Below are 24,578 nucleotides of genomic sequence, written 5' to 3' on the forward strand. Positions count from 1 at the left end.
CGGATAAGGGAGAGGGTGTGAGCCATTGCTTTACAAAATCGATATGAAAAGTTCGGAACCTTTATACGAGCAAATCGTAAATCAGACGAAAGCACTCGTCATCCGCGGCATTTTACGGCCCGGGGACAAGGTCATGTCGGTGCGCGAACTTGCGACCGACCTCGTCATCAATCCGAATACGGTCAGCAAGGCGTATCAGGAGCTCGAGCGGTTAGGACTTCTCGAGATGCATCGCGGCCGCGGCACGTTTGTGTCCAAAGATTGGGTCGACCAGGACGCCTCGCGCGGACCGGTGATTGAAGCCATTCAAAAACTCGCCATCGATTGCCACTACGCGAACGTCTCTTTCGACGAAGCGGTGACGTTGTTCGAGACTGAATATAAGAAAGTAGGGGAGAGACATGCTGACAGTCCAGCAACTAACGAAGAAAATTGATCGACAGACTGTCCTCGACGGGGTCGACTTTACCGTCCATCGCGGCGAGATCGTCGCGCTCGTCGGACGGAACGGGGCCGGCAAGACGACGCTCCTTCGGACGATGGTCGGGATTATCCGTCCGGACACAGGTGACGTCTTATATGGAAAGACGAGTATTTTTAATGCACCGGAATTGAAGCGGGACGTCATCTTCGTGCCAGACTCGGCCGATGCGCTCAAACACTACACGGTGAACGAGGCGGCTGCCTTATACGAATCCATCTATCCGTCGTTCAACCGCTCGACGTTCCGTGAGACGCTCACGCGATACAACATCGACAATAAGAAGATTCGTCAGCTCTCGAAAGGGCAGAAGGCGATGGTGACGCTGTCGCTCGCGTTCGCGGTCCAGGCGAAGTACTATCTTCTCGACGAACCGACCGACGGACTCGATGTCGTCGCTAAGAGTGACGTCTTAAAACTCATGATCACGCAAATCGAGCAGCGTGATTGCTCGATCATCGTCTCAAGTCATCAATTGCACGAGCTCGAGCGCATCGCCGACCGTGTCGTCATGATTGAAAAGGGACGGGTCAAAGCCGTGATGACGCTTGAAGAGGCGCGTGCCTTGAGCGTCAAGTGGCAAGTCGTCTTCCAAGACGAGGTGCCGGTCGCATTGCTTGAACGAAAAGATATCGAGATTTTGAGCGTGACCGGTCGTGTCGTCTTGTTCATGGCGCGCGAGCGGTCGGATGAGCTCGAGGCGTTCGTCGACAGCTACAAACCGATGCTCGTCGAAGAAATTCCGATGTCGCTAGAAGACGTGTTCCGCGTCCAATTAGGAGGTGAAGCGAATGTTGTCTAAGGTGCTACTTAAAAAAGATTGGAAACAAGTATCGCTCTTATGGATTTTACTCATCGGGCTCGGAATTCTCGCTTACACGGTGCCGGTGTTTAATGAGATGCAGTACTACGATGAACGGATTCGTGATATTCAACAGAACCCTTCCCAATATGATGACGGGGTGATTCCTAGTGACGTCGCTTCACTCGAGACGGAAGACTTCTTCACGACAATTCCGGGAGTCGGGTATGCGATCGGTGAATTAGGGACGCTCTTGCCGATTGAGACGGTCGTCTTCCTCTACGTCGTGTTTGGGTTCTTAATGGCTTCTGTCTTGATCGGCAGTGAGCGCAACAGCCAAATGTCCGACTTTTCGATGTCGCTCCCATTCAGCCGCAACCAGCTGTACATATCGAAATGGTTGATCGGGGTAAGCGGCATCGTCCTTTCGTCACTGATCGGCGGGGCGATCATGCTCGGCGTGATTTATTCGTCCCGCTACGCGTTCTTAATCGAAGGACAGACGTTGAAAGTGATGGCGGTCCTCGGTTTGGTCGTCTTGATTGGCATCTCCGTCTTCACGCTGTCGCTTTGGATGGGCTCGTTCGGAGGCGAGGCGATCTCTCAAGTGCTCTGGTCAATCGTTGCCTTCTTGTTCCCGATTGGAATATTGTCGTTGGTGAACGGGTCGATTCAAGTGATTACAGGATATGTCTCGTACGACTGGTTCTCAGCAACGATGGAAAGCCTCCCGATGCGAATCTTGTCACCGCTTGTGAACATCGCGAACGTCGACACGTATAACTTGTTTACCGACAATTCGGTGTGGCGTGACTTTGCGACAGTCGGGATATTCAGTTCACTCCTCTTCATCGGGTTGACGTTCGGTCTTGGTCTTCTCATGTTCAACCGGGCCCCGCAGGAGAATAACGGCCGCTTCTTCATGTTCACGGGCTGGATTTGGCTCGTCCATGTCATCATGGTCATTTGTTTCGCCATGCTCGGTGGCATTATTCTTTCGGCATTCTCGTACCCGACGAGTGTCACGCTGTACGTCATCGGCTTCTTGATCGGCGGCTTCCTCGCCCACTTGCTCGCGAGACGCCTGCTCTACCGCTTCAACTTGCAACTCAAATCATAAGGAGGCATTCCCATGAAACGGCTCAGTCTATTGCTCGCATTGCTGCTCGTTATATTAACGGGATGTGCGGATTCGTCGACCGGTCGCCCGAATCCGTTCCAGTATAAAGGCGCCTACGTCGGCGACAATAGCGCCGTTGTCGGGATTGCTAACAGCTTACCGATGCATGACTGTTACAAATCGGTCGAGTTGCAGACGAAGAAACGGCCGTACGGCCTCACCGTCCGCTATGACGACCCGAAGCTTGACCGGATCGAGCAGGAACGGCTCGCCATCCGCAACGCTGCGACGTATTTCACACTCGTCAAGAACGCGGAGATCGTTCGCTTCGCTTTTCCGAACCGGACGTACGCGTTCTCTCGTCCGGAGATGGAAGCGTGGTTTGGCATCGACTTCTCGTCGATCAAATGGGAAAAAGATTTGCAGGAACGGCTCGATGAGAAAATCGGCAACGAACAACAGACCGAGGACTACTTCAAACGCATCTGAAAGTGATTGGATATTACCATCCAATCGCTTTTTTTCGATATTTTCTGAAAATTATTGGGTAAAGGGTAGATGAAAGCGTTTTCTTAGCATTATAATGGATGTAACTGAATCACTATTCATTCACAAGGAGGAACAGCGATGAACAAACCGTGGTTGCAAGATTACCCAGCCGACATGCCGAAGACGATTGACTATGAGGTGAAGCCGCTCTATGAGGCGCTCAGCCGAGCCGCAAAAGACTTCCCGGACCGGACGGCCGTCTCGTTCATCGGAAAAACGCTCACGTTCGCCCAAGTCGATGATGCGGCGCACCGCCTCGCGACGATGCTTCAGTCAAAAGGGCTGCAAAAAGGGGATCGGGTCAGCCTGATGCTCCCGAACTGTCCGCAATACGTCATCTCGTTCTATGCCGTCTTGTACGCCGGCGGGACGGTCGTTCAGACGAACCCGCTCTATACTGAGCATGAACTCGAGAACTTGATCACCGACTCGGGCGCGAAGATCGTCATCACGCTCGACCTCCTCTATCCGAAATCACTCCGCGTGAAAGAGAAGACGGATATTCAAACGATCATCACGACGAGCATCGCTGATTACCTTCCATTCCCGAAAAACAAACTGTACCCGATTAAAGTGAAACGCGAGAACAACATCGTCATCGATACGACGGGATCGGTCTTATTCAAAGACTTTAAAAACTTTGGTCCGGTCAAACCGATCGAGGTCGACCCGAAAGAAGACGTCGCCGTCTTGCAATATACGGGCGGGACGACCGGTTTGCCAAAAGGCGTCATGTTGACGCACTTCAACTTGACGGCGAACGTCGATCAGATTTCGAACTTCTTCTATAAATACAATCGCGGGGACGAGAAACGCGTCTTGAGCGTCGTCCCATTCTTCCACGTCTACGGGATGACGTGCTGCCTCAACTTCGGGATGGAGAACGGTTATGAGCTCGTCCTCGTGCCGCGCTTTGACGTGACCGACGTCTTGAAGACGATTCATAAGAAAAAGCCACACTTCTTCCCGGGTGCGCCGACGATGTATGTCGGTATTCTCAACGATCCGAAATTATCGAAGTACGACTTGTCGTCGATCGAGGCGTGTATCTCCGGTTCGGCCCCGCTCCCGGTCGAAGTGCAAGAACAGTTCGAGAGCATCACGGGCGGACGTATCGTCGAAGGGTACGGCTTGTCGGAGACGTCACCGGTAACGCATGCGAACTTCTTATGGGATAAGCGCATCGTCGGCTCGATTGGCGTGCCGCTGTCGGACACTTCTGCTAAAATTGTAAAAGCGGACGGCGAGACGCCGGCTGATATCGGTGAGATCGGAGAAGTGATGCTTCACGGTCCGCAAGTGATGAAAGGGTACTGGCAAAAGCCGGAAGAGACGGCGGCCGTCTTGAAAGACGGTTGGCTCGCGACGGGTGACCTCGGCTACATGGGCGAGGATGGCTTCTTCTATATCGTCGATCGGAAGAAAGACATGATCATTGCCGGCGGCTTCAACGTCTACCCGCGCGAGATCGAAGAAGTGCTCTACGAACATCCGGCCGTCAAAGAAGCGGTCTGTATCGGCGTGCCCGACCCGTATCGCGGAGAGACGGTCAAGGCGTTCATCGTCACGCGTGACGGCGTGAACGTGACGGAAGAAGAACTCGACAAGCATTGCCGGGAAAAGCTCGCTGCTTATAAAGTACCGAAGCTATATGAGTTCCGCGATGAGTTGCCGAAGACGTTCGTCGGTAAGATTTTGCGTCGCGTCCTCGTCGACGAAGAGAAGGCGAAACAAGTGAAACAAAGCAGTTGACACTGCCTTCACACATGATAGAATAATAAATGAATGAACCATCATTCATTTTTCTGCAGCGGTAAGGAGCTTGGGGTTTATGACAAAGAATGGATCAAAGAGTGACCGCATTATCGATGCGGCAGTGAAAGTGATTGCGGACCATGGCTATCACGGTGCAAAGGTGACAGCCATCGCCAAAGAGGCGGGCGTCGCGGACGGAACAATCTATCTGTATTTTAAAAACAAGGAGCATCTTTTGATTGAGTTGTTCCAGACGAAGATGGGGCTGTTCATCGACTACTCGAAGCAACAAATCGAGCAGGAGACGACGGCCGGGGACAAGCTTTACCGCTTGATCGAGTCACATCTGAAACAGCTGTCGGCCGATTACGACCTCGCCGTCGTGACACAAATCGAGCTACGGCAGTCGAACTTGGCGCTTCGCCAAAAGATCAGCGAAGTGTTGAAACCATATTTGAATTTGATCGATGCGGTCGTCACGCATGGGATCGAGACGGGTGAGTTCGACAACGAGCTCGATTACCGGCTCGCCCGACAAATGATCTTCGGCACGATCGATGAAGTGGTCACGAGTTGGATGGCGAGCGGCTTCAAGTACGACTTGATGTCGACGCTTCCGAAAGTACACCATATGTTGAAAAAAGGGCTTGCTTAACCGTAAGCCCTCTCATTGGCCCAAAAAATGAATGCTGATTCATGAATGATGGTGCGAACAACTTAAAGGGGGAACTACGATGAATATTTTTGTATTGCTGAAACGGACGTTCGATACAGAGGAAGCGATTCAGCTAGAGAACGGGGAAATCCAAGAAGACGGCGCTGAGTTCATCATCAACCCGTACGACGAGTACGCGGTCGAGGAAGCGATCCGAAAACGTGACGACCTCGGGGGAGAAGTCACGGTCGTGACGGTCGGACCGGAAGACGCGGACAAAGAATTGCGCACGGCGCTCGCGATGGGAGCGGACAAAGCGGTCCGTATCTCGATCGAGGACGACGTTGAGGACGCGGACCACGTGACGATCTCGAAAGTGCTCGCGACGTATTTAAAAGAGCAAGCACCAGACCTCATCTTCGCCGGAAACGTCGCCATCGACGGCGGCAGCGGCCAAGTTGCACCGCGCGTCGCCGAGCTGCTCGACATGAACTACGTGACGACGATTACCGAGCTTGAAATCGACGGGACGACAGCGACGGTCACTCGTGACGTCGAAGGGGACACGGAAGTGATCGAAGTGGCGCTCCCGCTCCTCGTGACGGCGCAACAAGGGTTGAACGAACCACGCTATCCGAGCCTTCCGGGAATCATGAAGGCGAAGAAGAAGCCGCTCGAGGAACTTGAGCTGTCCGACATCGATCTCGATGAAGATGAGATCGAAGCAAAAATCGAGACGATTGAACGGTTCTTGCCGGAAGAGAAGAAAGCCGGTCGCATCCTTGAAGGGGATACGGCGTCACAAGTGAGCGAGCTCGTTCAATTACTTCGCACGGAAGCCAAAGTCATTTAAGGGGGATATCACATATGAAAGCTTTAGTACTCGCAGAAGCGCGCGAAGGCGCGTTACGGAACGTATCATTTGAAGCGATCGCCGCGGCGAAGCAATTGACGGACGACGTGACGGCGGTCGTCATCGGGGAAGACGTCAAAGCGCTCGCGAATGAGCTCGGAGAATACGGGGCCGGCCGCGTCCTCGTCGTCGAAGACGAACGCCTCAAACATTATACGCCGGACGGTTACGGACAAGTGCTCCGTCAACTCATCGACCAAGAAGGCCCGGACATGATCGTCCTCGGCCATACAGCGCTCGGAAAAGATATCGCACCGAAACTCGCGGCCCGTCTTGACGCCGGACTCATCAGCGATGTCGTTTCAATCGAAGGATCGGGCAAAGACGCCGAGTTCGTCCGTCCGATCTACTCGGGGAAAGCGTTCGAGAAAGTGAAGTTCAAAGATTCGGTCATGTTCTTCACCATCCGTCCGAACAACATCGACGCCTTGCCGCGCACGGCTGGAGCGAGCGTGTCAGTCGAGACACCGAGTGTGGAATTGAAAGACCTCGCGATGATCGTCAAAGAAGTCGTCCGTAAAGCGACTGGAAAAGTCGACCTCGCCGAAGCGAAAGTCATCGTCGCCGGTGGGCGCGGTGTCAAGAGCGAGGACGGTTTCAAACCGCTCGAAGAACTCGCGGAGCTGCTCGGCGGCGCGGTCGGCGCTTCACGTGGAGCATGTGACGCCGACTACTGCGACTACGCCCTTCAAATCGGTCAGACCGGGAAAGTCGTCACCCCTGATTTATACATCGCTTGCGGTATTTCCGGGGCAATCCAACACTTGGCCGGCATGAGCAACGCGAAAGTCATCGTCGCCATCAATAAAGACCCGGAGGCGAACATCTTCACAGTGGCCGACTACGGCATCGTCGGCGACTTGTTCGACGTCGTCCCGCTGTTGACAGAAGAGTTCCGGAAACACCTCGTCAATAGCTGATGGGCAAAACGTTTGGGGAAACTTACCCTCCGTGGTATACTCTGAACATGAATTGCAAGAGAGTTCGTAACTGAACTTTCTCATCTTACTGGGGAGGTATTACCAATATGGCTATTAAACACGCAACGACTCAAACGTTTGAACAAGAAGTGAAAGAGGGCGTCGTCCTCGTCGATTTCTGGGCAGCTTGGTGTGGACCGTGCCGCATGATCGCACCGGTTCTTGAAGAGCTCGACCAAGAGATGGGCGACCAAGTCCAAATCGTCAAACTCGACGTTGACGAGAACCCAGAAGTAGCGGGCGCTTTCCAAATTCAAAGCATCCCGACACTCATGATGTTCAAAGATGGACAACCTGTTTCTAAAACAATGGGCTTCCAACCAAAAGAAGCACTCAAAGAGTTCATCGCGACAGCACAATAATGTCCAAAACAACCGATCGGGTTTCCGGTCGGTTGTTTTTTTGGTTTCGATCGCGATGATGAATCGTGAGATTTTTTTTACATTTACCGACGTGTTCCTTCATATTTAATAGTTTAAGAATTGTTTGAATTTGTGAAGAAACAGGGAAGTTTTAATCATGGCTAAGAACGGAAAATTTGCGCTATACTCATGTAGAGACGTGATGTAGTCAGATGACCCTACTTTTTTCCAAGGGCACGCTACGTCGCTTGTACGACTCTGTTCGAAGGAGGAATTTTCTTGTCGGTGTTACATCTCGCTATTTTATTGCCGCTTCTCGCGGCGCCGTTTATCCCGTTTCTATTTCGGGCAGTGAAGCGAATACATACGGGTTGGTTCGTACTGGTCGTGCCTACGCTTCTGTTCGCGTACTTCTTCCGCTTTATCAGCGTGACGAGTGACGGAGGTGTCGTGACCGAGACGGTACGTTGGATGCCTTCGCTCGGTATCAACTTTACGGCATATGTCGATGGGCTCGGGCTCTTGTTTGCGCTCCTGATCACGGGGATCGGTGCGCTCGTTGTCTTGTATTCGATTTACTATTTGAATAAAGACAAAGAATCGCTCGGCCACTTTTACGTGTACTTGTTGTTATTCATGGGGGCGATGCTCGGGGTCGTCTTGTCGGACAACATGGTCGTCATGTACATGTTCTGGGAACTGACATCGATTTCGTCGTTCCTGTTAATCGGTTACTGGTATGAGAAAGAGCGCTCACGTTACGGGGCGCAAAAATCGATGCTCATCACCGTCTTCGGTGGTCTGTCGATGCTCGGAGGGATCGTCATCCTCGAGTCGATGGTCGGCTCGTTCAGCATCCGTGAGATGGTCGCGAACCAAGCGGTCATCGTCGACAGTCCGTTCTTCGTCCCGGCGATGATCCTCATCTTGCTCGGGGCGTTCACGAAGTCGGCCCAGTTCCCGTTCCACATCTGGTTGCCGGACGCGATGGAAGCACCGACCCCGGTCAGTGCGTACCTCCACTCGGCAACGATGGTTAAGGCGGGGCTTTATTTGGTCGCCCGGATGAGTCCGGTCTTCCAAGAGTCTTCGCTCTGGTTGTGGATCATCGTCTCGTTCGGGACGTTCACGCTCTTCTGGGGTTCGTTCAACGCGGTCAAACAGACCGATTTGAAAGGGATCCTCGCTTATTCGACCGTCAGTCAGCTCGGTCTCATCATGTCGCTCCTCGGCCTTGGGGCCGCGGCGCTTCATTATGACGGGATTGACGACAACGTCTTCATGGTCGCGACGATCGCTGCGATCTTCCACTTGATCAACCACGCGACGTTCAAAGGCTCGCTCTTCATGATGGTCGGTATTGTCGACCACGAGACGGGCACGCGTGACGTCAGAAAGCTCGGCGGTCTCATGACCGTCATGCCGATCACGTTCACGATTGCCGTCATCGGTTCGTTATCGATGGCAGGGCTACCACCGTTCAACGGCTTCCTCAGTAAAGAGATGTTCTTGAAGGCGACGACGAAAGTGTTTTCAGCAGACTTCTTCGCGCTCGACACGATCGGTTTATTGATCCCGGTCGTCGCGTTCATCGCGAGCGTGTTCACGTTCGTCTACAGTCTGCTCATCTTCACACGCACGTTCATGGGCAAGGCGAAGTTCGATCAACTGCCGAAACAGCCGCATGAGGCACCGATTGGGATGCTCATTCCACCGGCAATCCTCGCTGTTCTCGTCGTCGTGCTCGGCTTCGTGCCGAACTTGTTGTCGAACACGCTCATCCGCCCGGCCGTCGAATCGATCTATCCGACGCTCGTCGAAGGCGGGCAAGCGGTCGAGGTCGATCTGTACTTCTGGCACGGCATCACGCCGGAGCTGCTCATGACGATCGGGATCGTCGCACTCGGGACGATTCTATTCTTCACCATCAACAAATGGATGGGGATTTATAACCGCATCCCGTACCGCTTGACGCTCAACGGGATGTACGACGGTTCACTCGTCTGGTCGAACAAGGCGGCGTACCGCTTTAAAGACAATTACATGACGGGCTTCATCCGTTCGTACTTGATTTATATTTTCGTTTTCATGTCGGGCATGCTCTTGATCTCGATGTGGTGGTATGACATGTTCAACTTCTCGTTCGGAGAAATGGCTACGGTCACCCCGTACGAGTACGTGCTCGGTGCGGTCGTCGTCTTGAGCGCGTTCGCGATTCTGTTCATGCGTTCGCGTCTGCCGGCGATTATCTTGCTCGGTGTCGTCGGTTACGGCGTCGCGCTCTTCTTCGTCTTCTTCGAAGCACCGGACCTCGCACTCACCCAACTCGTCATCGAGACGGTGTCGGTCGCGTTGTTCCTGCTTGTGTTCTATCACATGCCGGAGATCAGTAAGAAAGAATCACGGATGCGCTTTAAAATCGGCAACGCCATCGTCTCCGTCCTTGTCGGTGTCACCGTCATGTTGCTCAGCTTCATGACCCTCTCGAACAAGTCGGCGAGCTCGATCTCGGAATACTATAAAGAAAACGTGTATGACTTGGCTGCCGGGAAGAACATGGTCAACGTCGTCCTTGTCGACTTCCGTGGCTTTGATACGCTGTTTGAAATCATCGTCCTCGCCGTCGCAGGTCTCGGTATATACACGATGATTAAATTTAGAACGACGGTACAACGTACGAAAGGGGAAGATGGACATGAAGCCAAAAAGTAATAAGCGCGTCAACGACGTCATTTTACAGACGGCCGCGGTGATCATCTTCTTCATCATCATCGTCTTCTCGATTCACTTGTTCTTCTCGGGGCACTATTCTCCGGGTGGTGGGTTCATCGGGGGCTTGATGACGGCGGCGGCACTCGTGCTCTTGCTGCTCGCCTTCGACTCGAAGACGCTCGCGAACGTCTTGCCGTTTGATTATCGCCGCATGACGGCGCTCGGGGCGCTCATCGCGGTATTGACGGCGATGCATTCGATTTTCTTCGACTTGCCGTTCTTCACGCACGCCTATGATAAGTTCAATTTGCCGTTGCTCGGCGAAGAGACGCTCCATACGGCGATCGCGTTCGACCTCGGTGTCTACTTCGTCGTCATCGGTGTCACGATGACGATCATTCAAACGATTGGAGAGAGTGAATAATGGAAATCTTCGTTAGCATCATTATCGGTGCCTTGACGATGTGTGCAGTCTATATGATTCTCTCAAAGAGTTTGTTACGCATCATCATCGGCACGTCACTGTTCAGTCACGCCGCCCACTTGCTCGTTTTGACGATGTCAGGACTGAAGACAGGCGCCGCACCTGTCCTTGTCGACGGAGTGACCGACTATACCGACCCGTTACCACAGGCGCTCGTCTTGACGGCGATCGTCATCAGTTTCGGGGTGACCGCGTTCTTCTTGGTACTCGCATACCGCACCTACCAAGAACTGAACACGGATAATATGGAGGAAATGAAAGGAACGGAATCGAATGATTAACTTACCTGTGTTTCCGATTGTCATCCCGGCGCTTGCGGCGATCATCATGATGTTCCTGCCAAAGAACGTGCGCTTGCAGCGCGGCCTGGCACTTGGATCAATTTTTGTCACGTTACTCGTGTCGCTCTTTTTAGTGCACACCGTGTCACAAGAGGGCATCTTGACCCTCAACCTCGGGAACTGGCCGGCGCCGTTCTCGATCACGCTCGTCTCAGACATGTTGTCAGCGCTCCTCGTCACGACGTCGACGCTGCTCACATTCTTTATCATCTGGTTCGCCGTCCATTACTTCTCAACGGCGTATGAAGAGAACTACTTGTATGTCGCGATGATGTTCTTGCTCGTCGGTGTCAACGGCGCGTTCACGACAGGCGATATTTTCAACTTGTTCGTCTTCTTCGAGGTGTTCTTGATCTCGTCTTACGTCTTGATCGTCCTCGGCGGGAAAGGCGTCCAGTTGCGCGAGTCGATCAAGTACTTGCTCGTCAACGTCCTCGCCTCGGCGCTGTTCGTCATGGCCGTCGCGTATCTTTACGGGGCTGTCGGGACGCTCAGCTTGGCGGACCTCGCCCAGAAGATCCCGCTCGTCGATAACCCGAACGTCATCTCCGTCATCGGTGTGCTGTTCATTATCGTCTTCGGATTGAAAGGGGCGCTCGTGCCGCTCCATTACTGGTTACCTGGTTCGTACGTCGTCGCACCGACACCGATCCTCGCATTGTTCGGGGCGCTCTTGACGAAAGTCGGCGTCTACTCGATTCTTCGGACGTACACGCTCTTGTTCGATGTGAACGGGACGTTCTTGCAGACGTTCTTGATCGTGCTCGCCGTCTTGACGATCATTACGGGGATGGTCGGGGCGATCGCTTACAACGACGTCAAACTGATCATCATCTACAACATCATGATCGCCGTCGGGGTCATCCTGTACGGGATTGCGATCAACACGCAGACGTCGCTCGAAGGGGCACTCTATTACTTGATCCACGACATGATGATCAAAGCCGTCTTGTTCATGCTCGTCGGGATGATGATCGGCATCACGAGGTCCGGCCAGCTCCGCGAGATGGGTGGACTCATCACACGCTTCCCGCTCTTCGGTTGGACGTTCTTCATTGCGGCGCTCTCGCTCGCAGGGATTCCGCCGCTCAGTGGTTTCTTCGGGAAACTATTGATCGTCCAAGGCGGAGTCGGGGAAGGGGACTTGTTCGGTCCGATCCTCGTCCTCATCTCGAGCCTGTTCGTCTTGTTCTCTGTCATTAAGATTTTCTTGAACGGTTTTTGGGGAGAAGAGCGCCGGCAGTATGACGGACCGCTCATCCCATTCACGAACCGCTTGCTCGTCCCGGTGTGTCTATTGCTCGCCGTGGCGGTCGCGTACGGTTTCGGTGCCGAGTTGATGCATCCATATATTACCCAGGCAATCGAACCGCTCACGCAGCCAGAACTCTACATCGATGCCGTGTTAAAGGAGTGACTACAAGATGGCCTATCAAATATTGATTAACTTTTTCTTGGCGTTCATCTGGATGTTCCTCACGGGATCGTTCACGACATACGGTTTTTTGATCGGTTACTTGCTCGGTCTTCTCGTCATCTTCATGATGCGCCGCTTTTTCCGTGAATCCGGAACAGGCTTTTACTTCACCCGCGTGATCAAGCTCTTCAAGTTGCTGCTCATTTTCTCTCGCGAGCTCGTCATGGCGAACTTCGAGGTGTTGCGCCTCGTCCTCAGTCCAAAGCTCGAGATTCAACCAGGAATCTTTCGCTACGAGACGACGCTCAAGACGGGTTGGAAAATCAGTCTCTTGTCGATGCTGATCTCGCTTACGCCAGGGACGCTCGTCGTCCAAGTCTCGCAAGACAGCAAGACTCTCTATATCCATGCACTCCATATGCCGGATAAAGAGGCGTTGAAACAAGACATTTACGATAACTTCGAATCAAGCATTAAGGAGGCGACGGAATGATGGACATCTTGGACATTTTGATTTACATCTCGCTCGCCATCTTGCTTCTCGCGATGTTGTTCATGCTGTACCGTGTCGTTAAAGGACCGACGACGGCTGACCGGGTCATCGCCCTCGACTCGATCGGCATCGCCCTCATCTCGGTCGTCGCCCTCTTGTCGATTTTGCTCGACACGACGATGTTCTTCGAGGTTATTCTTTTGCTTAGTATCCTCGCCTTTATCGGGACGGTGGCGTTCTCGAAATTCTTAGAGAGAGGGGAGATCATCCATCATGACCGCGACAATGATCTTTGATATATTGACCGGCATTTTCACGATCATCGGGGTGTTCTTCACGGTCGTTGCGGCGATCGGCCTCATCCGCCTTCCGGACATCTACTCTCGGACCCACGCGGCCTCGAAGTCGGCGACGCTCGGCGTCATGTTCGTGTTGTTCGCGGCCGTCTTGCACGTCTGGGTCGACCAGCGCGTGTTCGATGCGCGCCTCTTGCTCGGGTTGTTCTTCGTTCTATTGACCGCACCGGTCGGCGGACATTTGATCGCCCGGGCCGCCCATACGAAAGGCGTCCCGCTTTGGGAAAAGTCGCTTCAAGATGCGTTGAAAGAAGATAAGGATAAAGGAATCGAGTAATCCGATTCGACGAAAAAGCAGGGAAGTCCCAATCGGGGCTTCCCTGCTTTTGTGTGTTTCGTTCAAATGAGGTACGACAAGTCGGACGCGGACGTCGGATACGCGAACTGTAAGTGTTTCACGTGTTGATGGCTGATGTTGTTCTGTATAATGAATGAGAACATGTTGATCAGTTCCGGAGCATGCTGGCCGATCAGATGGGCGCCGAGCACATGGCCGTCATGGCTGAGCAACACGCGAGAGAAAGCGGTCTGGTCGTTGATGCGCTCATACGTCAAAAAGTGGGACAAGTCATTGTCTTTGCACTCGAAGTCGATGCCTTGCGCTTTCGCCTCATCGATCGTCAAGCCGACCTTGGCGATGGGAGGGGACGTGAAGACGACGGTCGGGGCCGGGCGTTCCGGGAACGGACGTGTATTGCCCCGAATCAAGTTGAGCGCGGCGATCCGGCCTTCTTGACCGGCGAACGGCGTGAGCGGCGGATTGTCGCTTGCACTGACGTCACCGGCCGCGTAGACGAACGGATTCGTCGTCTGTAAATACTCGTTGACGCGAATGCCGTCTTTGTCGGAGGCGATGCCAGCAGCGTCCAAACGGAGCCGCTCAATGCTCGGGATGCGTCCCGAGGCGTTAAGGACGACTCCTGCAAGGGTAGAGTCATCTGACAACGTCAAGACGTCCCCGTCGAGCCGAACCGGTTCGACGCCGTACCGGACATCGATGCCGATGCGCACCGTCTCGTCGACGAGACGGTTGACGATTTTTCGGTCGAATGATTTAAGCGCCCGCGACCGGATGAGGAGCGTGACACGGCTCCCGAACCGACGGAGGATATGGGCGAATTCGAACGCGATATAGCCTGCCCCGACGATGGTGATCGCTTCTGGCAACGCCTCAAGGTCGAAAATATCGTCACTCGTGAGGGCACCTTCTCCGCCTGGGATATCGAGCGGACGGGGGATGAGGCCGGTCGCGATGATGAATTGATGCGCTGACACCTCATGTCCTTCGATGACGATCGAGTCTTCGTCGATGAAATGGGGCTCGCCTTCGAACAAATCGATGCCGCGCTCTTTCCAATTATGCGTCTTTGTCGTCGGGACGGCGAAACGATATTCGTCGATGCGCCGCTTGAACACGCTCCAGTCGAGCGTGATGTCCCCTTTGACGCCGAGCGGTTTCATTTGATCGATGCGGGTGATGAGCTCGACTCCTTCCGCGAGCATTTTTTTCGGGTCGCAGCCGCGTTGCGGACACGTCCCGCCGAACGTCCAGTTCTCGACGATGGCAACTTGTTTACCGGCGTCGCACAAAACGTTAGCGGCTTGGCTCGCTGCCGACCCGCTCCCGAGGATGATGACGTCGTACCGTTTCATACAATTCCCTCCCTCTGAGACTTCATCATATTTTTCCCGTCCTAGAGGAAGCTAAACTGAGGTGATCGAACTTGAGTCAGACTGACCATATTAAACATAAACTAGCGCTGCTCCCGGATGAGCCCGGCTGTTACTTGCATAAGAACGAGTACGGCGAGGTCATTTATGTCGGGAAAGCGAAAAATTTGAAGAATCGCGTCCGGTCCTACTTCACCGGGGCGCACGATATTAAAACGATGCGGCTCGTCGCCGAGATCCGCGACTTCGAGTACATCGTCACGGCGAGCGAACTCGAGGCGCTGTTGCTTGAGATGACGCTCATTAAAAAGCACGACCCGAAGTACAACATCCGTCTGAAAGACGACAAGACGTACCCGTACATTAAGATCACGAATGAACCGTACCCGCGCCTGTTGACGACGCGGAAGCTGAAAAGGGACGGGGGCCATTATTTCGGACCCTACCCGAACGCCTATGCCGCCAACGAGACGAAGCGTCTGCTCGACAAGTTGTATCCGCTAAGGAAGTGTCAGCCGATGCCGAGGAAGTTGTGCCTGTATTATCACATCGGGCAATGTCTCGGCCCGTGCGAGCTCGCGGTCGATACGGACGATCAAAAGAAAATCGTCCAGGAGATTCGCCGGTTCTTGAACGGCGAGACGGCTGAGACGCTCGCGAAGCTTGAAATCGATATGGGCAAGGCGGCCGAAGAGATGCAGTTTGAACGGGCGGCCGAACTGCGTGACCAAATCCGGGCCGTCGAGTCGATCATGAACAAGCAAAACATGATCACCGCCGATCCGACGGCACGTGACGTCTTCGGCTACACGCTCGACCGAGGCTGGATGTGTGTCCAAGTGTTCTACATGCGCGGCGGCAAGATGATCGAGCGTGACGTCTCGCTCTTCCCACTCCACGGCGAACCATCAGAAGAACTCGAAAGCTTCATCGTCCAGTTCTATGAACAAAACGTGTTGCCAAAAGAAGTGCTCGTCCCAGAAATCGTCCGCGTCGACTTGTTAGTTGATGCGATCGGGACGAAAGTGATGCAGCCGAAACGGGGAGCGAAGCGACAACTGCTCGCCCTCGCGACGAAGAATGCGGAAATCGCCTTGAATGAGAAGTTCGAACTGCTCGCCCGTGACGAAGAACGGACGCTCCTCGCCATGCGTGAGCTCGGTGAGGCGATCGGCATCCCGAACTTGTCGCGCGTCGACATCATCGATAACGCCAACATCCAAGGGGCTGACGCCGTCTCGGCGCTCGTCGTCTTCGAGGACGGCAAACCGCTCAAAAAAGAATATCGGAAATATAAGATTCGCACCGTCCAAGGACCGGACGATTACGAGACGATGCGTGAAGTCGTCCGTCGCCGCTTCCGTCGCTTGTTGACTGAAGAGAAACGGCTGCCGGACTTGCTGTTGATCGATGGGGGGATCGGGCAGTTGAACGCGGCGCTCGATGTGTTGCATAACGAGTTCGGCCTCGACTTGCCTGTCGGATCGCTGAAGAAAGATGACCGTCACCGGACGAGCCAGCTCTTGTTCGGTGAAGGCGGCGGAGTGATCGAATTGAACTCGCGCTCGAGTGCGTTCTACTTGTTGCAACGGATGCAAGACGAGGTCCACCGCTTCGCCATCACGTTCCACCGCAGTCTGCGGACGAAAAAGATGACGAAGTCGGTGCTCGATGACATCCCGGGTGTCGGTCCAAAGCGGCGTCAGCAGTTGATTCGCCATTTCGGGTCGATGAAACAGATCCGCCTCGCGTCACTCGAACAGTTGAAAGAGGCAGGCTTGCCCGAGAAACTCGCCGAGATTGTGCTCGAGCACGTGCACGAGGAGACGGATGAATGAATGACGATGCCACTCAAGCGTTGCCAATCCTCGTCCGTCCCGTCATTGAGGCATTCGTTGACCGCTTAAAGGAAATCGTCCCGATCGCACACGTTTATGTGCATGGTTCGGTAGCGATGGGAGGGTTTCATCCTGACCATAGCGACCTTGACTTCCTGATTGTCGCGGGCCGGCCGTTATCTGACGAAGAGAGGCTCGCTTTGACTCATCTTTGCCTCACGTCATCGAATGATCCGTATCCAATCGAACTGAGTGTCCTCACCGTCCATGAATTGACCAACTGGCAACATCCGAGCCCGTTCGACTTTCATTACAGCGAAGGCTGGCGGACTCGCTTCGAGTTGGCAGGTCAAAGCAGTGAAGTGTCGACGCTTCAATCAGGACTGACTGACCCAGATTTGGCGGCCCATGTGCGAATAACATGTGAGCGTGGCATTGTCCTCTATGGGCGACCGCTCAAAAGTCTGCTCAGTGGCTTCAAAGAAGAAAACTATAGGGATGCCATCATGTCTGACGCACTCGACTGTCTTGATTCAGTCCATGATGCGCCGGTGTACAGCGTACTCAATCTGACGCGCGTCCTTGCCTATTGCTCCGACCAGCTAATTCTATCGAAACAAGAGGCATACGAATGGTCGAGAGGAAAGGGTTTCCCTTCGGATGTTTCCCGAACGGTTGCAAAAGCAGCTGGCGCGTATGCCGGGGAAGAAATTCACTTTGCAGCAGATGAGTTAGACGTATTCTATAATTTTGTGCGCACTCATCTTTCACTCAAATAACAAAGAGCCGATGCGGTCGCATCGGCTCTTGTCATTCGTACGTGTCTTTTCGGTCTAATTGGACGGTGATGTGGACGGCTTCACGTGCCGGGTCGGCATAACCTTCGGCCACGCATTGGAGACGACCGGCGATTTGTTCGGCTAAAAAACCAGCCTCGAGCTGGTAATAACCTGTCGCTTTTTGTTGCGTCGAAGGAGGGGGGACGAGTTCGAACACGAACTTGTTCCCTTTCTCTTTTATAAGCGACAATTGTCCCCAACCGGCTTCTTCAAAGAATGCGCACAACTCCTCGTCCGGCATGACCGGGAACTTGCGGGCGATCCGTTTGCCGGACCAATAGATGACTTGGCCGTAATCGTCTCCGAGCAAGTCTGTCAACACATAATCGCGTAGCAATTCGATCGCGAAAGTGGGTTGGCTCATGGTTTCCATCTTCTTCCATCACTCCAATCTCTCTATACCATTATAACGACGAATTGGGATTTGGTCACCGAGAATTTTCTAAAAGAATGTGCCGGAAATCGGTCAGGTTGTCTTGTCATACAATTTTCACAAGAGTAGAATAGGAGTCAGAAAGCTATATTTAGATTTGAAAACGCTTTTATTGACAAAACGAGCCAACTGCTCGTAAAAAGGGGGAACTAGAATGGCATCGCGTCGTGACTATTTCAGTCGTAAAGTCCATTCGCTACTTGGGGTCATCCCAATCGGCTTGTTTTTGATCGTTCACTTATCGGTCAACTACTATATTGTCGATGGGGTGGAGTCGTTCAACAAGGCAGCAAAATTCATGGAGAGCTTACCGTATTTATACTTCCTTGAAGTGACGATCATCGCCTTGCCGATGATTTTCCATGGGGTGTATGGCGTGTACTATGCGTTTCTCGGATCGATCAACACGAACCGTTACTCGTACGCCCGCAACTGGATGTATATTTTACAGCGCTTCACAGGCGTCTTCCTCGTCATCTTCATCGCATGGCACGTTTGGGAAACGCGCTTGGCGAAGATGCGTGGGGTCGAGGTAAACGCGGAGATGATGCAAAACATCGTCGACAACCCGCTCATGCTCATCTTCTACATAGTCGGGATCCTCTCGGCTACGTTCCACTTCGCGAACGGACTCTGGTCGTTTGCGATCACGTGGGGTATCACACAGTCACCTCGTTCGCAACGCTTCATGAGCTACGTGTCAGGTGCCGTGTTCTTGGCACTATCTTTTGTCGGACTTCGTTCAATCTTGACGTTCGCCGGCATCTTGTAATAGGGGGAAATTTACATGGCAAATCAAAGTTTGATCGTCATCGGTGGCGGTCTAGCTGGACTCATGGCGACAATCAAGTCGGCAGAGATGGGTGTTCCGGTTAAACTATTCTCGCTTGTACCGGTCAAGCGTTCACATTCGGTCTGTGCACAAGGCGGCATCAACGGTGCCGTCAACACGAAAGGGGAAGGGGATTCTCCTTGGCAACACTTCGATGACACGGTTTATGGCGGGGACTTCCTTGCCAACCAACCACCTGTTCAAAAGATGGCAGAAGCGGCACCTAAAATCATCCATATGTTTGACCGGATGGGTGTCATGTTCAACCGGACGCCGGAAGGTCTCCTTGACTTCCGTCGTTTCGGGGGCACACTCCATCACCGGACGGCTTACGCCGGTGCGACGACAGGGCAACAGCTCCTCTATGCGCTAGACGAGCAGGTCCGGCGTTTCGAAGCCCAAGGTCTCGTCGAGAAATATGAAGGTTGGGAGTTCCTCCGAGCCATCATCGATGAGGCGGGTGTTTGCCGCGGTGCCGTCTGTCAGGATCTTCGTTCGATGGAAATTAAAGCGTTCCCGTCGGATGCGGTCATCCTCGCAACGGGCGGACCGGGCGTCATCTTCGGAAAATCGACGAACTCGGTCATCAACACCGGTCAAGCGGCCGGTGCGGTCTATCGCCAAGGCGCGGTCTACGCGAACGGCGAGTTCATCCAAATCCACCCGACGGCCATTCCGGGCGACGACAAGCTTCGTCTCATGAGTGAGTCGGCGCGTGGGGAAGGCGGCCGCGTCTGGACGTACAAAGACGGCAAGCCTTGGTACTTCCTCGAAGAGAAATATCCGGCTTACGGAAACCTCGTGCCGCGTGACATCGCGACGCGTGAGATCTTTGACGTTTGCGTCAACCAGAAACTCGGCGTCAACGGCGAGAACATGGTGTACCTCGATCTTTCGCATAAAGACTCGAAAGAGCTCGACATCAAACTCGGCGGCATTCTCGAGATTTATGAGAAGTTCGTCGGGGACGATCCGCGTAAAGTGCCGATGAAGATCTTCCCGGCCGTTCACTATTCGATGGGCGGACTTTGGGTCGACTACGACCAGATGACGAACATTCCAGGACTGTTCGCAGCAGGGGAATGTGACTACTCGATGCACGGGGCGAACCGTCTCGGCGCGAACTCACTTCTTTCGGCCGTTTACGGCGGGATGGAAGCGGGTCCGTCGGCAGTCAACTACATGCGCGGTCTCGATCAAGCGACCGAGAGCGTGCCGGAAGCACTCTTCAACTTCAACGAGCGTGAGGAAATCGAGCGGTTCAATGACATCCTCGCGATGGACGGCACAGAAAACGCCTACCAAATCCACCGTGAGCTCGGTGAATTGATGACGGACAACGTCACCGTCGTCCGCTACAACGACAAACTCATCGCGACGGACAAAAAGCTTCAAGAACTCCGCGCTCGTTTCAACAACATCTCAGCGACCGATACGGCGCGCTGGAGCAACCAAGGGGCATCGTTCATCCGACAACTCGACCACATGCTTGACCTCGCACGCGTCATCACACTCGGCGCGCTCAAACGCGACGAGAGCCGTGGGGCCCATTACAAACCGGACTTCCCGGAGCGTGATGACGAGCAGTTTATGAAGACGACGATGGCACGTTACAACGAAGGGGAAGTCGATATCTCGTATGAAGAGATCGACGTTTCGTTAATCCCGCCACGTAAACGGGATTACTCGAAGAAAGGGGCGAAGACGAAATGACGACGCCGATGCAATCTGAACAAAAAGATATCCGTTTCATCATTGAACGCCAAGATGGACCGGATCAACCGACATATACCGAGGAGTTCATGGTTCCGTACCGTCCGAACATGAACGTCATCTCGGCACTCATGGAAATCCGCCGGAACCCGGTCAACGCCGAAGGCAACAAGACGACACCGATCAACTGGGACATGAACTGTCTCGAAGAAGTGTGTGGCGCCTGTTCGATGATCATCAACGGCAAACCGCGCCAATCGTGTACGGCGCTCGTCGATAAGCTCGAGCAACCGATCCGCTTGTCGCCGATGAAGACGTTCCCGGTCATCCGTGACCTTCAAGTCGACCGTCAGCGCATGTTCGACGCCTTGAAAAAAGTGAAGGCGTGGGTCCCGATCGACGGCACGTACGACCTCGGTCCAGGACCGCGGATGCCTGAGAACAAACGGCAATGGGCGTATGAACTATCGAAATGTATGACGTGTGGTGTCTGCCTCGAGGCGTGCCCGAACGTCAACGACAAGTCGAACTTTATCGGGCCGGCGGCACTCTCGCAAGTCCGTCTCTTCAACTCGCACCCGACAGGCGCCTTCCATGCGGAAGATCGTCTCGAGGCGCTCATGGAAGACGGCGGCATCATGCAGTGCGGAAACGCACAAAACTGTGTCGAGGTTTGTCCGAAAGGCATCCCGCTCACGACGTCAATCGCTGCGATGAACCGTCAGACGACGCTTCACTCGTTCAAATCGTTCTTCGGAAGCGACAAAGGCCGCACCGGTTCTGCGGTTGAGGCGTAAGGGTCGCCGATGACGAAATACTTCCGCGAACCCGATTGGGAAACACGTGTCAAAAGAGGGGTCGCCCTCGACGTCAAGGTCCGCTTCTCCGAGTGTGACCCGTACGGCCACATGAACAACACGATTCCGTTCATCTATTTTGAAGATGCGCGGATCGAGTTGCTCGAGACGACAGGTTTTTCGTTGAAAGACGGCTTCGTCGTCGTGGCGGACGCCCAGTGCGACTATGTAAGACAAGTGATGCCGCGTCAACAGCTGAGCGTGTATGCCAATGTCTTGACGGTCGGAAACACTTCATGTGATATTCATTACGGGGCGTATGACGGAGATCAACTGCTATTTGCCGGCCGCACGAGCCTCGTGCATTTGTCGAAAGACGGCCGTCCGGCGGAATGGACTCCAGAATATAAAAATCGCTTGCAGAATTTTTGCGAATCCGCTATCATTTGATAATGAGTTCACAAACAATTATTCTGCCGGTTCGCCCGCAGAATTGAAATTTGAAGGGAGACCATCACGTCATGGAAAAAACATTCACAGTCGTTGCTGATTCAGGAATTCACGCTCGTCCAGCTACTCAGCTCGTAAACACAGCTTCTAAGTTCCAATCAGATATCAACCTCGAGTACAACGGTAAGACAGTTAACTTGAAGTCGATCATGGGTGTACTTTCACTCGGAATCGCGAAAGACTCAACAATCAAAATCACTGCAGCAGGTGACGATGCAGAAGAAGCGATCAACACGCTTTCTGACATGCTCACTAGCGAAGGTCTTGCTCAGTAATTCGGGCAACGGACGAGGCGGCCAATCGGCTACCTCGTCTTTTTGTTTGTCACGGGACCGTTTCTTTTGCCGGAACGGCTTTTTTGGTAAGATAGATGGGAATGGAAGTGATCAATAGTGAAACGAGCGATTGGAGTACTCGATTCCGGGGTCGGCGGCTTGACGGTAGTCAAAGAACTGATGCGCCAACTCCCAAAAGAAGAAATTATCTATATCGGTGACACGGAACGTTGTCCGTACGGACCGCGCCCGCACGATGAGATTGAAGCATATACGTGGGAACTGATCGAGTTCCTGCTCAGCAAAAACGTGAAGATGATCGTCATCGCCTGCAACACGGCGACGGCCGTCGTCTTGAAAGAAGCGCGCAAGCGACTTCACATCCCGGTCATTGGGGTCATCGATCCTGGTGCCCGCGCTGCCGTCAAAGGCACGCGCAACAAACATATCGGTGTCATCGGCACGAAGATGACGATCGAGAGCAACTCGTACGAGACGGCACTCCGTCACGTGGCGGGCGAAGTCGACGTCTATTCGCTCGCTTGCCCGCCGTTCGTCCCGCTCGTCGAAGCGGGGGAACTTGACGGGGAACGTGTCCGGTCGATCGTCGAGGAGACGCTCCGTCCGCTCCAACCTTCGGAGATGGACACGCTCATCCTCGGCTGCACGCATTATCCGCTTCTCGCACCGGTCATCCAGGACGTCGTCGGTCCGGACGTCCACCTCATCTCGTCTGGGGATGAGACGGCACTCGAAGTGGCGGCCATTCTCGATTTCCAAGAGCTCGAGAACGACCTCGACACCGTCCCGGCTCACCAGTTTTACGCGACCGGGGACGTCGACATGTTCAATCGATTGGCGACAGAGTGGCTCGGTCTTTCCGTCGAGGCGGAGAAAGTGGAGGTGTCGCTAAATGCGTAACGAACGTAAACACGACGAATTAAGAACAGTCGAGATTATTCCGCACGTGAACAAACATGCGGAAGGCTCGGTCCTCATCTCAATCGGCGACACGAAAGTCATCTGTACGGCGACTGTCGAGGAGCGCGTCCCGAACTTCTTGCGCGGGAAAAAACAAGGGTGGATCAACGCCGAGTACGCGATGCTCCCCCGCGCGACGGGGGACCGGACCGTGCGCGAAGCGGTACGCGGGAAACAGTCGGGTCGGACGATGGAAATTCAACGGTTGATCGCTCGAAGTTTACGCTCGGTCGTCGACTTGGAACGACTCGGCGAGCGGACGATTTGGATCGACTGTGACGTCATCCAAGCGGACGGCGGCACACGGACGGCTTCGATCACCGGCGGTTTTTGTGCGCTCGTCCTCGCGGTCGACGCGCTCATCCGCCAAGGGAAACTGGCGGACACCCCGATCAAAGAAGGCGTCGCCGCCATCTCGGTCGGACGGACCGATGTGCTCGTCCTCGATTTGAATTATGAGGAAGACGCGGCGGCCGAAGTCGACATGAACGTCGTCATGACGGCGAGCGGTCGTTTCGTCGAAGTGCAAGGCACAGGTGAAGAGGCGACGTTCACGCTCCAAGAGATGAACGACATGCTCTTGCTCGCCCAAGGCGGGATCGAGCAGCTGTTCAAAGCAGCGGAAGATGCGCTCGGCGCCTCATGGTGGTACGTCGGTGAACAGATGGAGGAAACGACATGAAATTGATTGTAGCAACACGAAACAAAGGGAAAGTCGTCGAAATCGAAGGCATGCTCACGCCGCTCGGTTTTGAAGTCGAGTCGTTGCTCGACTATCCGGACGCACCGGAGACGGACGAGACCGGGACGACGTTCGAGGCGAACGCCGAACTAAAAGCGACCGAGGCGGCCCGTTACTTCGGTCACGCCGTGCTCGCCGATGACTCCGGGCTCGAAGTCGATGCGCTCGACGGGGCACCAGGTGTCCATTCGGCCCGTTTCGCCGGACCTGAGAAATCGGACGAAGCAAACAACGCGCTCCTGCTCGAAAAGTTGAACGGAGCGACCGACCGGACGGCCCGTTTCATCTGCGCCCTCTGTCTCGCCAAACCGTCGGGGGAGACGCTCACCGTTCGAGGCACGATCGAAGGGACGATCGGCTACGCGCCGCACGGTGAGAACGGATTCGGATACGACCCGCTCTTCATCGTCCCGTCGCTTCATAAGACGGCGGCCGAGCTCGAGCGCGATGAAAAGGCAGCGGTCAGCCACCGCGGCCAAGCGTTACGTAAGTTGGAGGCAGAAATCATTTCGTTTATGGAAGGATGA

29 protein-coding genes are annotated in these 24,578 nt (G+C 54.0%); 26 read left to right on the top strand and 3 right to left on the bottom strand.

What is annotated here, in order from left to right; all coding sequences use genetic code 11:
- The first annotated feature begins 25 nt into the window (after nucleotides 1-25).
- From JJU47_RS07995 to trxA, 9 genes are all read left to right on the top strand, one after another.
- Entirely contained in the window at nucleotides 26-436 is a 411-nt protein-coding gene (locus JJU47_RS07995) for a GntR family transcriptional regulator (RefSeq protein ID WP_228618009.1), read from the top strand.
- Complete coding sequence (locus JJU47_RS08000) at nucleotides 402-1,283, top strand: ABC transporter ATP-binding protein (protein ID WP_228618011.1); 882 nt, start codon at nucleotides 402-404, stop codon at nucleotides 1,281-1,283. Before JJU47_RS07995 ends, JJU47_RS08000 begins: the two co-directional genes overlap by 35 nt.
- Nucleotides 1,273-2,403 (top strand): ABC transporter permease subunit, encoded by a 1,131-nt coding sequence (locus JJU47_RS08005; protein WP_228618013.1) that lies wholly within the window; start codon nucleotides 1,273-1,275, stop codon nucleotides 2,401-2,403. Before JJU47_RS08000 ends, JJU47_RS08005 begins: the two co-directional genes overlap by 11 nt.
- A gap of 12 nt (nucleotides 2,404-2,415) precedes the next feature.
- Nucleotides 2,416-2,892 carry a DUF4825 domain-containing protein gene (locus JJU47_RS08010; RefSeq protein ID WP_228618016.1) on the top strand — a complete coding sequence of 159 codons (477 nt, stop codon included), beginning with the start codon at nucleotides 2,416-2,418 and terminating at the stop codon, nucleotides 2,890-2,892.
- Nucleotides 2,893-3,030: 138 nt separating this feature from the next.
- Nucleotides 3,031-4,704 (top strand): AMP-binding protein, encoded by a 1,674-nt coding sequence (locus tag JJU47_RS08015; RefSeq protein WP_228618019.1) that lies wholly within the window; start codon nucleotides 3,031-3,033, stop codon nucleotides 4,702-4,704.
- A 79-nt stretch (nucleotides 4,705-4,783) separates the two neighbouring features.
- Nucleotides 4,784-5,362: a fatty acid metabolism transcriptional regulator FadR gene (locus JJU47_RS08020; protein ID WP_228618021.1), complete on the top strand. Its 579-nt coding sequence runs from the start codon at nucleotides 4,784-4,786 to the stop codon at nucleotides 5,360-5,362.
- A 79-nt stretch (nucleotides 5,363-5,441) separates the two neighbouring features.
- Nucleotides 5,442-6,215 (top strand): electron transfer flavoprotein subunit beta/FixA family protein, encoded by a 774-nt coding sequence (locus tag JJU47_RS08025; RefSeq protein ID WP_029335670.1) that lies wholly within the window; start codon nucleotides 5,442-5,444, stop codon nucleotides 6,213-6,215.
- Nucleotides 6,216-6,229: 14 nt separating this feature from the next.
- Nucleotides 6,230-7,195 carry an electron transfer flavoprotein subunit alpha/FixB family protein gene (locus tag JJU47_RS08030; protein WP_228618023.1) on the top strand — a complete coding sequence of 322 codons (966 nt, stop codon included), beginning with the start codon at nucleotides 6,230-6,232 and terminating at the stop codon, nucleotides 7,193-7,195.
- Between the two features lie 107 nt (nucleotides 7,196-7,302).
- Nucleotides 7,303-7,617, top strand: a complete 315-nt coding sequence (gene trxA / locus JJU47_RS08035; RefSeq protein WP_021066822.1) for a thioredoxin — start codon at nucleotides 7,303-7,305, stop codon at nucleotides 7,615-7,617.
- Here the strand turns inward: trxA and JJU47_RS14680 are convergent.
- Nucleotides 7,598-7,720, bottom strand: a complete 123-nt coding sequence (locus JJU47_RS14680) for an HNH endonuclease (RefSeq protein WP_366511946.1) — start codon at nucleotides 7,718-7,720, stop codon at nucleotides 7,598-7,600. The two genes, trxA and JJU47_RS14680, sit on opposite strands and share 20 nt — an antisense overlap.
- A 176-nt stretch (nucleotides 7,721-7,896) precedes the next feature.
- Here JJU47_RS14680 and JJU47_RS08040 point away from each other — a divergent pair, with 176 nt between their 5' ends.
- Genes JJU47_RS08040 through mnhG form a run of 7 tightly spaced genes read left to right on the top strand, consistent with a single transcriptional unit; the run spans nucleotide 7,897 to nucleotide 13,697 of the window.
- On the top strand, nucleotides 7,897-10,329 hold the full coding sequence (locus JJU47_RS08040; RefSeq protein ID WP_228618025.1) for a Na+/H+ antiporter subunit A: 2,433 nt from the start codon (nucleotides 7,897-7,899) through the stop codon (nucleotides 10,327-10,329).
- Nucleotides 10,313-10,753 carry a Na(+)/H(+) antiporter subunit B gene (locus JJU47_RS08045; RefSeq protein ID WP_228618027.1) on the top strand — a complete coding sequence of 147 codons (441 nt, stop codon included), beginning with the start codon at nucleotides 10,313-10,315 and terminating at the stop codon, nucleotides 10,751-10,753. Before JJU47_RS08040 ends, JJU47_RS08045 begins: the two co-directional genes overlap by 17 nt.
- Nucleotides 10,753-11,094, top strand: coding sequence for a Na(+)/H(+) antiporter subunit C (locus JJU47_RS08050; RefSeq protein WP_024369813.1), 342 nt, complete (start codon nucleotides 10,753-10,755; stop codon nucleotides 11,092-11,094). Before JJU47_RS08045 ends, JJU47_RS08050 begins: the two co-directional genes overlap by 1 nt.
- Nucleotides 11,087-12,571: a Na+/H+ antiporter subunit D gene (locus JJU47_RS08055; protein ID WP_228618029.1), complete on the top strand. Its 1,485-nt coding sequence runs from the start codon at nucleotides 11,087-11,089 to the stop codon at nucleotides 12,569-12,571. The genes JJU47_RS08050 and JJU47_RS08055 overlap by 8 nt, the downstream gene beginning before the upstream one ends.
- A 7-nt stretch (nucleotides 12,572-12,578) precedes the next feature.
- Nucleotides 12,579-13,064: a Na+/H+ antiporter subunit E gene (locus tag JJU47_RS08060; RefSeq protein WP_228618031.1), complete on the top strand. Its 486-nt coding sequence runs from the start codon at nucleotides 12,579-12,581 to the stop codon at nucleotides 13,062-13,064.
- Nucleotides 13,061-13,360: a Na(+)/H(+) antiporter subunit F1 gene (locus tag JJU47_RS08065; RefSeq protein WP_029335664.1), complete on the top strand. Its 300-nt coding sequence runs from the start codon at nucleotides 13,061-13,063 to the stop codon at nucleotides 13,358-13,360. The genes JJU47_RS08060 and JJU47_RS08065 overlap by 4 nt, the downstream gene beginning before the upstream one ends.
- Nucleotides 13,338-13,697, top strand: a complete 360-nt coding sequence (mnhG, locus tag JJU47_RS08070; protein WP_228618034.1) for a monovalent cation/H(+) antiporter subunit G — start codon at nucleotides 13,338-13,340, stop codon at nucleotides 13,695-13,697. The genes JJU47_RS08065 and mnhG overlap by 23 nt, the downstream gene beginning before the upstream one ends.
- A gap of 62 nt (nucleotides 13,698-13,759) precedes the next feature.
- On the opposite strand, the gene JJU47_RS08075 is transcribed toward mnhG, so the two are convergent.
- The gene (locus JJU47_RS08075; RefSeq protein WP_228618036.1) at nucleotides 13,760-15,073 is read right to left on the bottom strand and encodes a dihydrolipoyl dehydrogenase family protein; all 1,314 of its coding nucleotides are present in this window, start codon (nucleotides 15,071-15,073) and stop codon (nucleotides 13,760-13,762) included.
- A gap of 71 nt (nucleotides 15,074-15,144) precedes the next feature.
- On the opposite strand from JJU47_RS08075, the gene uvrC reads away from it, so the two are divergent.
- The gene (uvrC, locus tag JJU47_RS08080) at nucleotides 15,145-16,929 is read left to right on the top strand and encodes an excinuclease ABC subunit UvrC (RefSeq protein WP_228618039.1); all 1,785 of its coding nucleotides are present in this window, start codon (nucleotides 15,145-15,147) and stop codon (nucleotides 16,927-16,929) included.
- Nucleotides 16,926-17,708: an aminoglycoside adenylyltransferase domain-containing protein gene (locus JJU47_RS08085; protein WP_228618043.1), complete on the top strand. Its 783-nt coding sequence runs from the start codon at nucleotides 16,926-16,928 to the stop codon at nucleotides 17,706-17,708. Before uvrC ends, JJU47_RS08085 begins: the two co-directional genes overlap by 4 nt.
- Nucleotides 17,709-17,739: 31 nt before the next feature.
- On the opposite strand, the gene JJU47_RS08090 is transcribed toward JJU47_RS08085, so the two are convergent.
- On the bottom strand, nucleotides 17,740-18,132 hold the full coding sequence (locus JJU47_RS08090) for a YslB family protein (protein WP_228618047.1): 393 nt from the start codon (nucleotides 18,130-18,132) through the stop codon (nucleotides 17,740-17,742).
- 223 nt (nucleotides 18,133-18,355) lie between these two features.
- Between JJU47_RS08090 and JJU47_RS08095 the strand changes: the two genes are divergently transcribed.
- The 8 genes from JJU47_RS08095 (at nucleotide 18,356) to JJU47_RS08130 (ending at nucleotide 24,578) form a co-directional block, all read left to right on the top strand.
- Nucleotides 18,356-18,973, top strand: a complete 618-nt coding sequence (locus JJU47_RS08095) for a succinate dehydrogenase cytochrome b558 subunit (protein WP_228618051.1) — start codon at nucleotides 18,356-18,358, stop codon at nucleotides 18,971-18,973.
- Nucleotides 18,974-18,988: 15 nt separating this feature from the next.
- The gene (gene sdhA / locus JJU47_RS08100) at nucleotides 18,989-20,746 is read left to right on the top strand and encodes a succinate dehydrogenase flavoprotein subunit (RefSeq protein ID WP_228618053.1); all 1,758 of its coding nucleotides are present in this window, start codon (nucleotides 18,989-18,991) and stop codon (nucleotides 20,744-20,746) included.
- A gap of 8 nt (nucleotides 20,747-20,754) precedes the next feature.
- Nucleotides 20,755-21,543, top strand: a complete 789-nt coding sequence (gene sdhB, locus JJU47_RS08105; RefSeq protein ID WP_228618243.1) for a succinate dehydrogenase iron-sulfur subunit — start codon at nucleotides 20,755-20,757, stop codon at nucleotides 21,541-21,543.
- A gap of 9 nt (nucleotides 21,544-21,552) precedes the next feature.
- Nucleotides 21,553-21,993 carry an acyl-CoA thioesterase gene (locus JJU47_RS08110; RefSeq protein ID WP_228618055.1) on the top strand — a complete coding sequence of 147 codons (441 nt, stop codon included), beginning with the start codon at nucleotides 21,553-21,555 and terminating at the stop codon, nucleotides 21,991-21,993.
- A 71-nt stretch (nucleotides 21,994-22,064) separates the two neighbouring features.
- Nucleotides 22,065-22,328, top strand: coding sequence for a phosphocarrier protein HPr (locus JJU47_RS08115; protein WP_024369826.1), 264 nt, complete (start codon nucleotides 22,065-22,067; stop codon nucleotides 22,326-22,328).
- Nucleotides 22,329-22,445: 117 nt separating this feature from the next.
- A complete protein-coding gene (gene racE / locus JJU47_RS08120) occupies nucleotides 22,446-23,249 on the top strand; it encodes a glutamate racemase (protein ID WP_228618057.1) in 804 nt (267 codons plus the stop codon).
- The gene (rph, locus tag JJU47_RS08125; RefSeq protein WP_228618059.1) at nucleotides 23,242-23,991 is read left to right on the top strand and encodes a ribonuclease PH; all 750 of its coding nucleotides are present in this window, start codon (nucleotides 23,242-23,244) and stop codon (nucleotides 23,989-23,991) included. The genes racE and rph overlap by 8 nt, the downstream gene beginning before the upstream one ends.
- Nucleotides 23,988-24,578 carry an XTP/dITP diphosphatase gene (locus JJU47_RS08130; RefSeq protein WP_228618061.1) on the top strand — a complete coding sequence of 197 codons (591 nt, stop codon included), beginning with the start codon at nucleotides 23,988-23,990 and terminating at the stop codon, nucleotides 24,576-24,578. Before rph ends, JJU47_RS08130 begins: the two co-directional genes overlap by 4 nt.

It is taken from the genome of Exiguobacterium sp. (genome assembly GCF_020832205.1).
Classification (GTDB): domain Bacteria; phylum Bacillota; class Bacilli; order Exiguobacteriales; family Exiguobacteriaceae; genus Exiguobacterium.

Coding starts and splice junctions, on each gene's coding strand:
- JJU47_RS08000 (WP_228618011.1), top strand. CDS start 402: ATGCTGACAGTCCAGCAACTAACGAAGAAAATTGATCGACAGACTGTC.
- JJU47_RS08005 (WP_228618013.1), top strand. CDS start 1,273: ATGTTGTCTAAGGTGCTACTTAAAAAAGATTGGAAACAAGTATCGCTC.
- JJU47_RS08010 (WP_228618016.1), top strand. CDS start 2,416: ATGAAACGGCTCAGTCTATTGCTCGCATTGCTGCTCGTTATATTAACG.
- JJU47_RS08015 (WP_228618019.1), top strand. CDS start 3,031: ATGAACAAACCGTGGTTGCAAGATTACCCAGCCGACATGCCGAAGACG.
- JJU47_RS08020 (WP_228618021.1), top strand. CDS start 4,784: ATGACAAAGAATGGATCAAAGAGTGACCGCATTATCGATGCGGCAGTG.
- JJU47_RS08025 (WP_029335670.1), top strand. CDS start 5,442: ATGAATATTTTTGTATTGCTGAAACGGACGTTCGATACAGAGGAAGCG.
- JJU47_RS08030 (WP_228618023.1), top strand. CDS start 6,230: ATGAAAGCTTTAGTACTCGCAGAAGCGCGCGAAGGCGCGTTACGGAAC.
- trxA (WP_021066822.1), top strand. CDS start 7,303: ATGGCTATTAAACACGCAACGACTCAAACGTTTGAACAAGAAGTGAAA.
- JJU47_RS14680 (WP_366511946.1), bottom strand. CDS start 7,720: ATGAAGGAACACGTCGGTAAATGTAAAAAAAATCTCACGATTCATCAT.
- JJU47_RS08045 (WP_228618027.1), top strand. CDS start 10,313: ATGAAGCCAAAAAGTAATAAGCGCGTCAACGACGTCATTTTACAGACG.
- JJU47_RS08050 (WP_024369813.1), top strand. CDS start 10,753: ATGGAAATCTTCGTTAGCATCATTATCGGTGCCTTGACGATGTGTGCA.
- JJU47_RS08055 (WP_228618029.1), top strand. CDS start 11,087: ATGATTAACTTACCTGTGTTTCCGATTGTCATCCCGGCGCTTGCGGCG.
- JJU47_RS08060 (WP_228618031.1), top strand. CDS start 12,579: ATGGCCTATCAAATATTGATTAACTTTTTCTTGGCGTTCATCTGGATG.
- JJU47_RS08065 (WP_029335664.1), top strand. CDS start 13,061: ATGATGGACATCTTGGACATTTTGATTTACATCTCGCTCGCCATCTTG.
- mnhG (WP_228618034.1), top strand. CDS start 13,338: ATGACCGCGACAATGATCTTTGATATATTGACCGGCATTTTCACGATC.
- JJU47_RS08075 (WP_228618036.1), bottom strand. CDS start 15,073: ATGAAACGGTACGACGTCATCATCCTCGGGAGCGGGTCGGCAGCGAGC.
- JJU47_RS08085 (WP_228618043.1), top strand. CDS start 16,926: ATGAATGACGATGCCACTCAAGCGTTGCCAATCCTCGTCCGTCCCGTC.
- JJU47_RS08090 (WP_228618047.1), bottom strand. CDS start 18,132: ATGAGCCAACCCACTTTCGCGATCGAATTGCTACGCGATTATGTGTTG.
- JJU47_RS08095 (WP_228618051.1), top strand. CDS start 18,356: ATGGCATCGCGTCGTGACTATTTCAGTCGTAAAGTCCATTCGCTACTT.
- sdhA (WP_228618053.1), top strand. CDS start 18,989: ATGGCAAATCAAAGTTTGATCGTCATCGGTGGCGGTCTAGCTGGACTC.
- sdhB (WP_228618243.1), top strand. CDS start 20,755: ATGCAATCTGAACAAAAAGATATCCGTTTCATCATTGAACGCCAAGAT.
- JJU47_RS08110 (WP_228618055.1), top strand. CDS start 21,553: ATGACGAAATACTTCCGCGAACCCGATTGGGAAACACGTGTCAAAAGA.
- JJU47_RS08115 (WP_024369826.1), top strand. CDS start 22,065: ATGGAAAAAACATTCACAGTCGTTGCTGATTCAGGAATTCACGCTCGT.
- rph (WP_228618059.1), top strand. CDS start 23,242: ATGCGTAACGAACGTAAACACGACGAATTAAGAACAGTCGAGATTATT.
- JJU47_RS08130 (WP_228618061.1), top strand. CDS start 23,988: ATGAAATTGATTGTAGCAACACGAAACAAAGGGAAAGTCGTCGAAATC.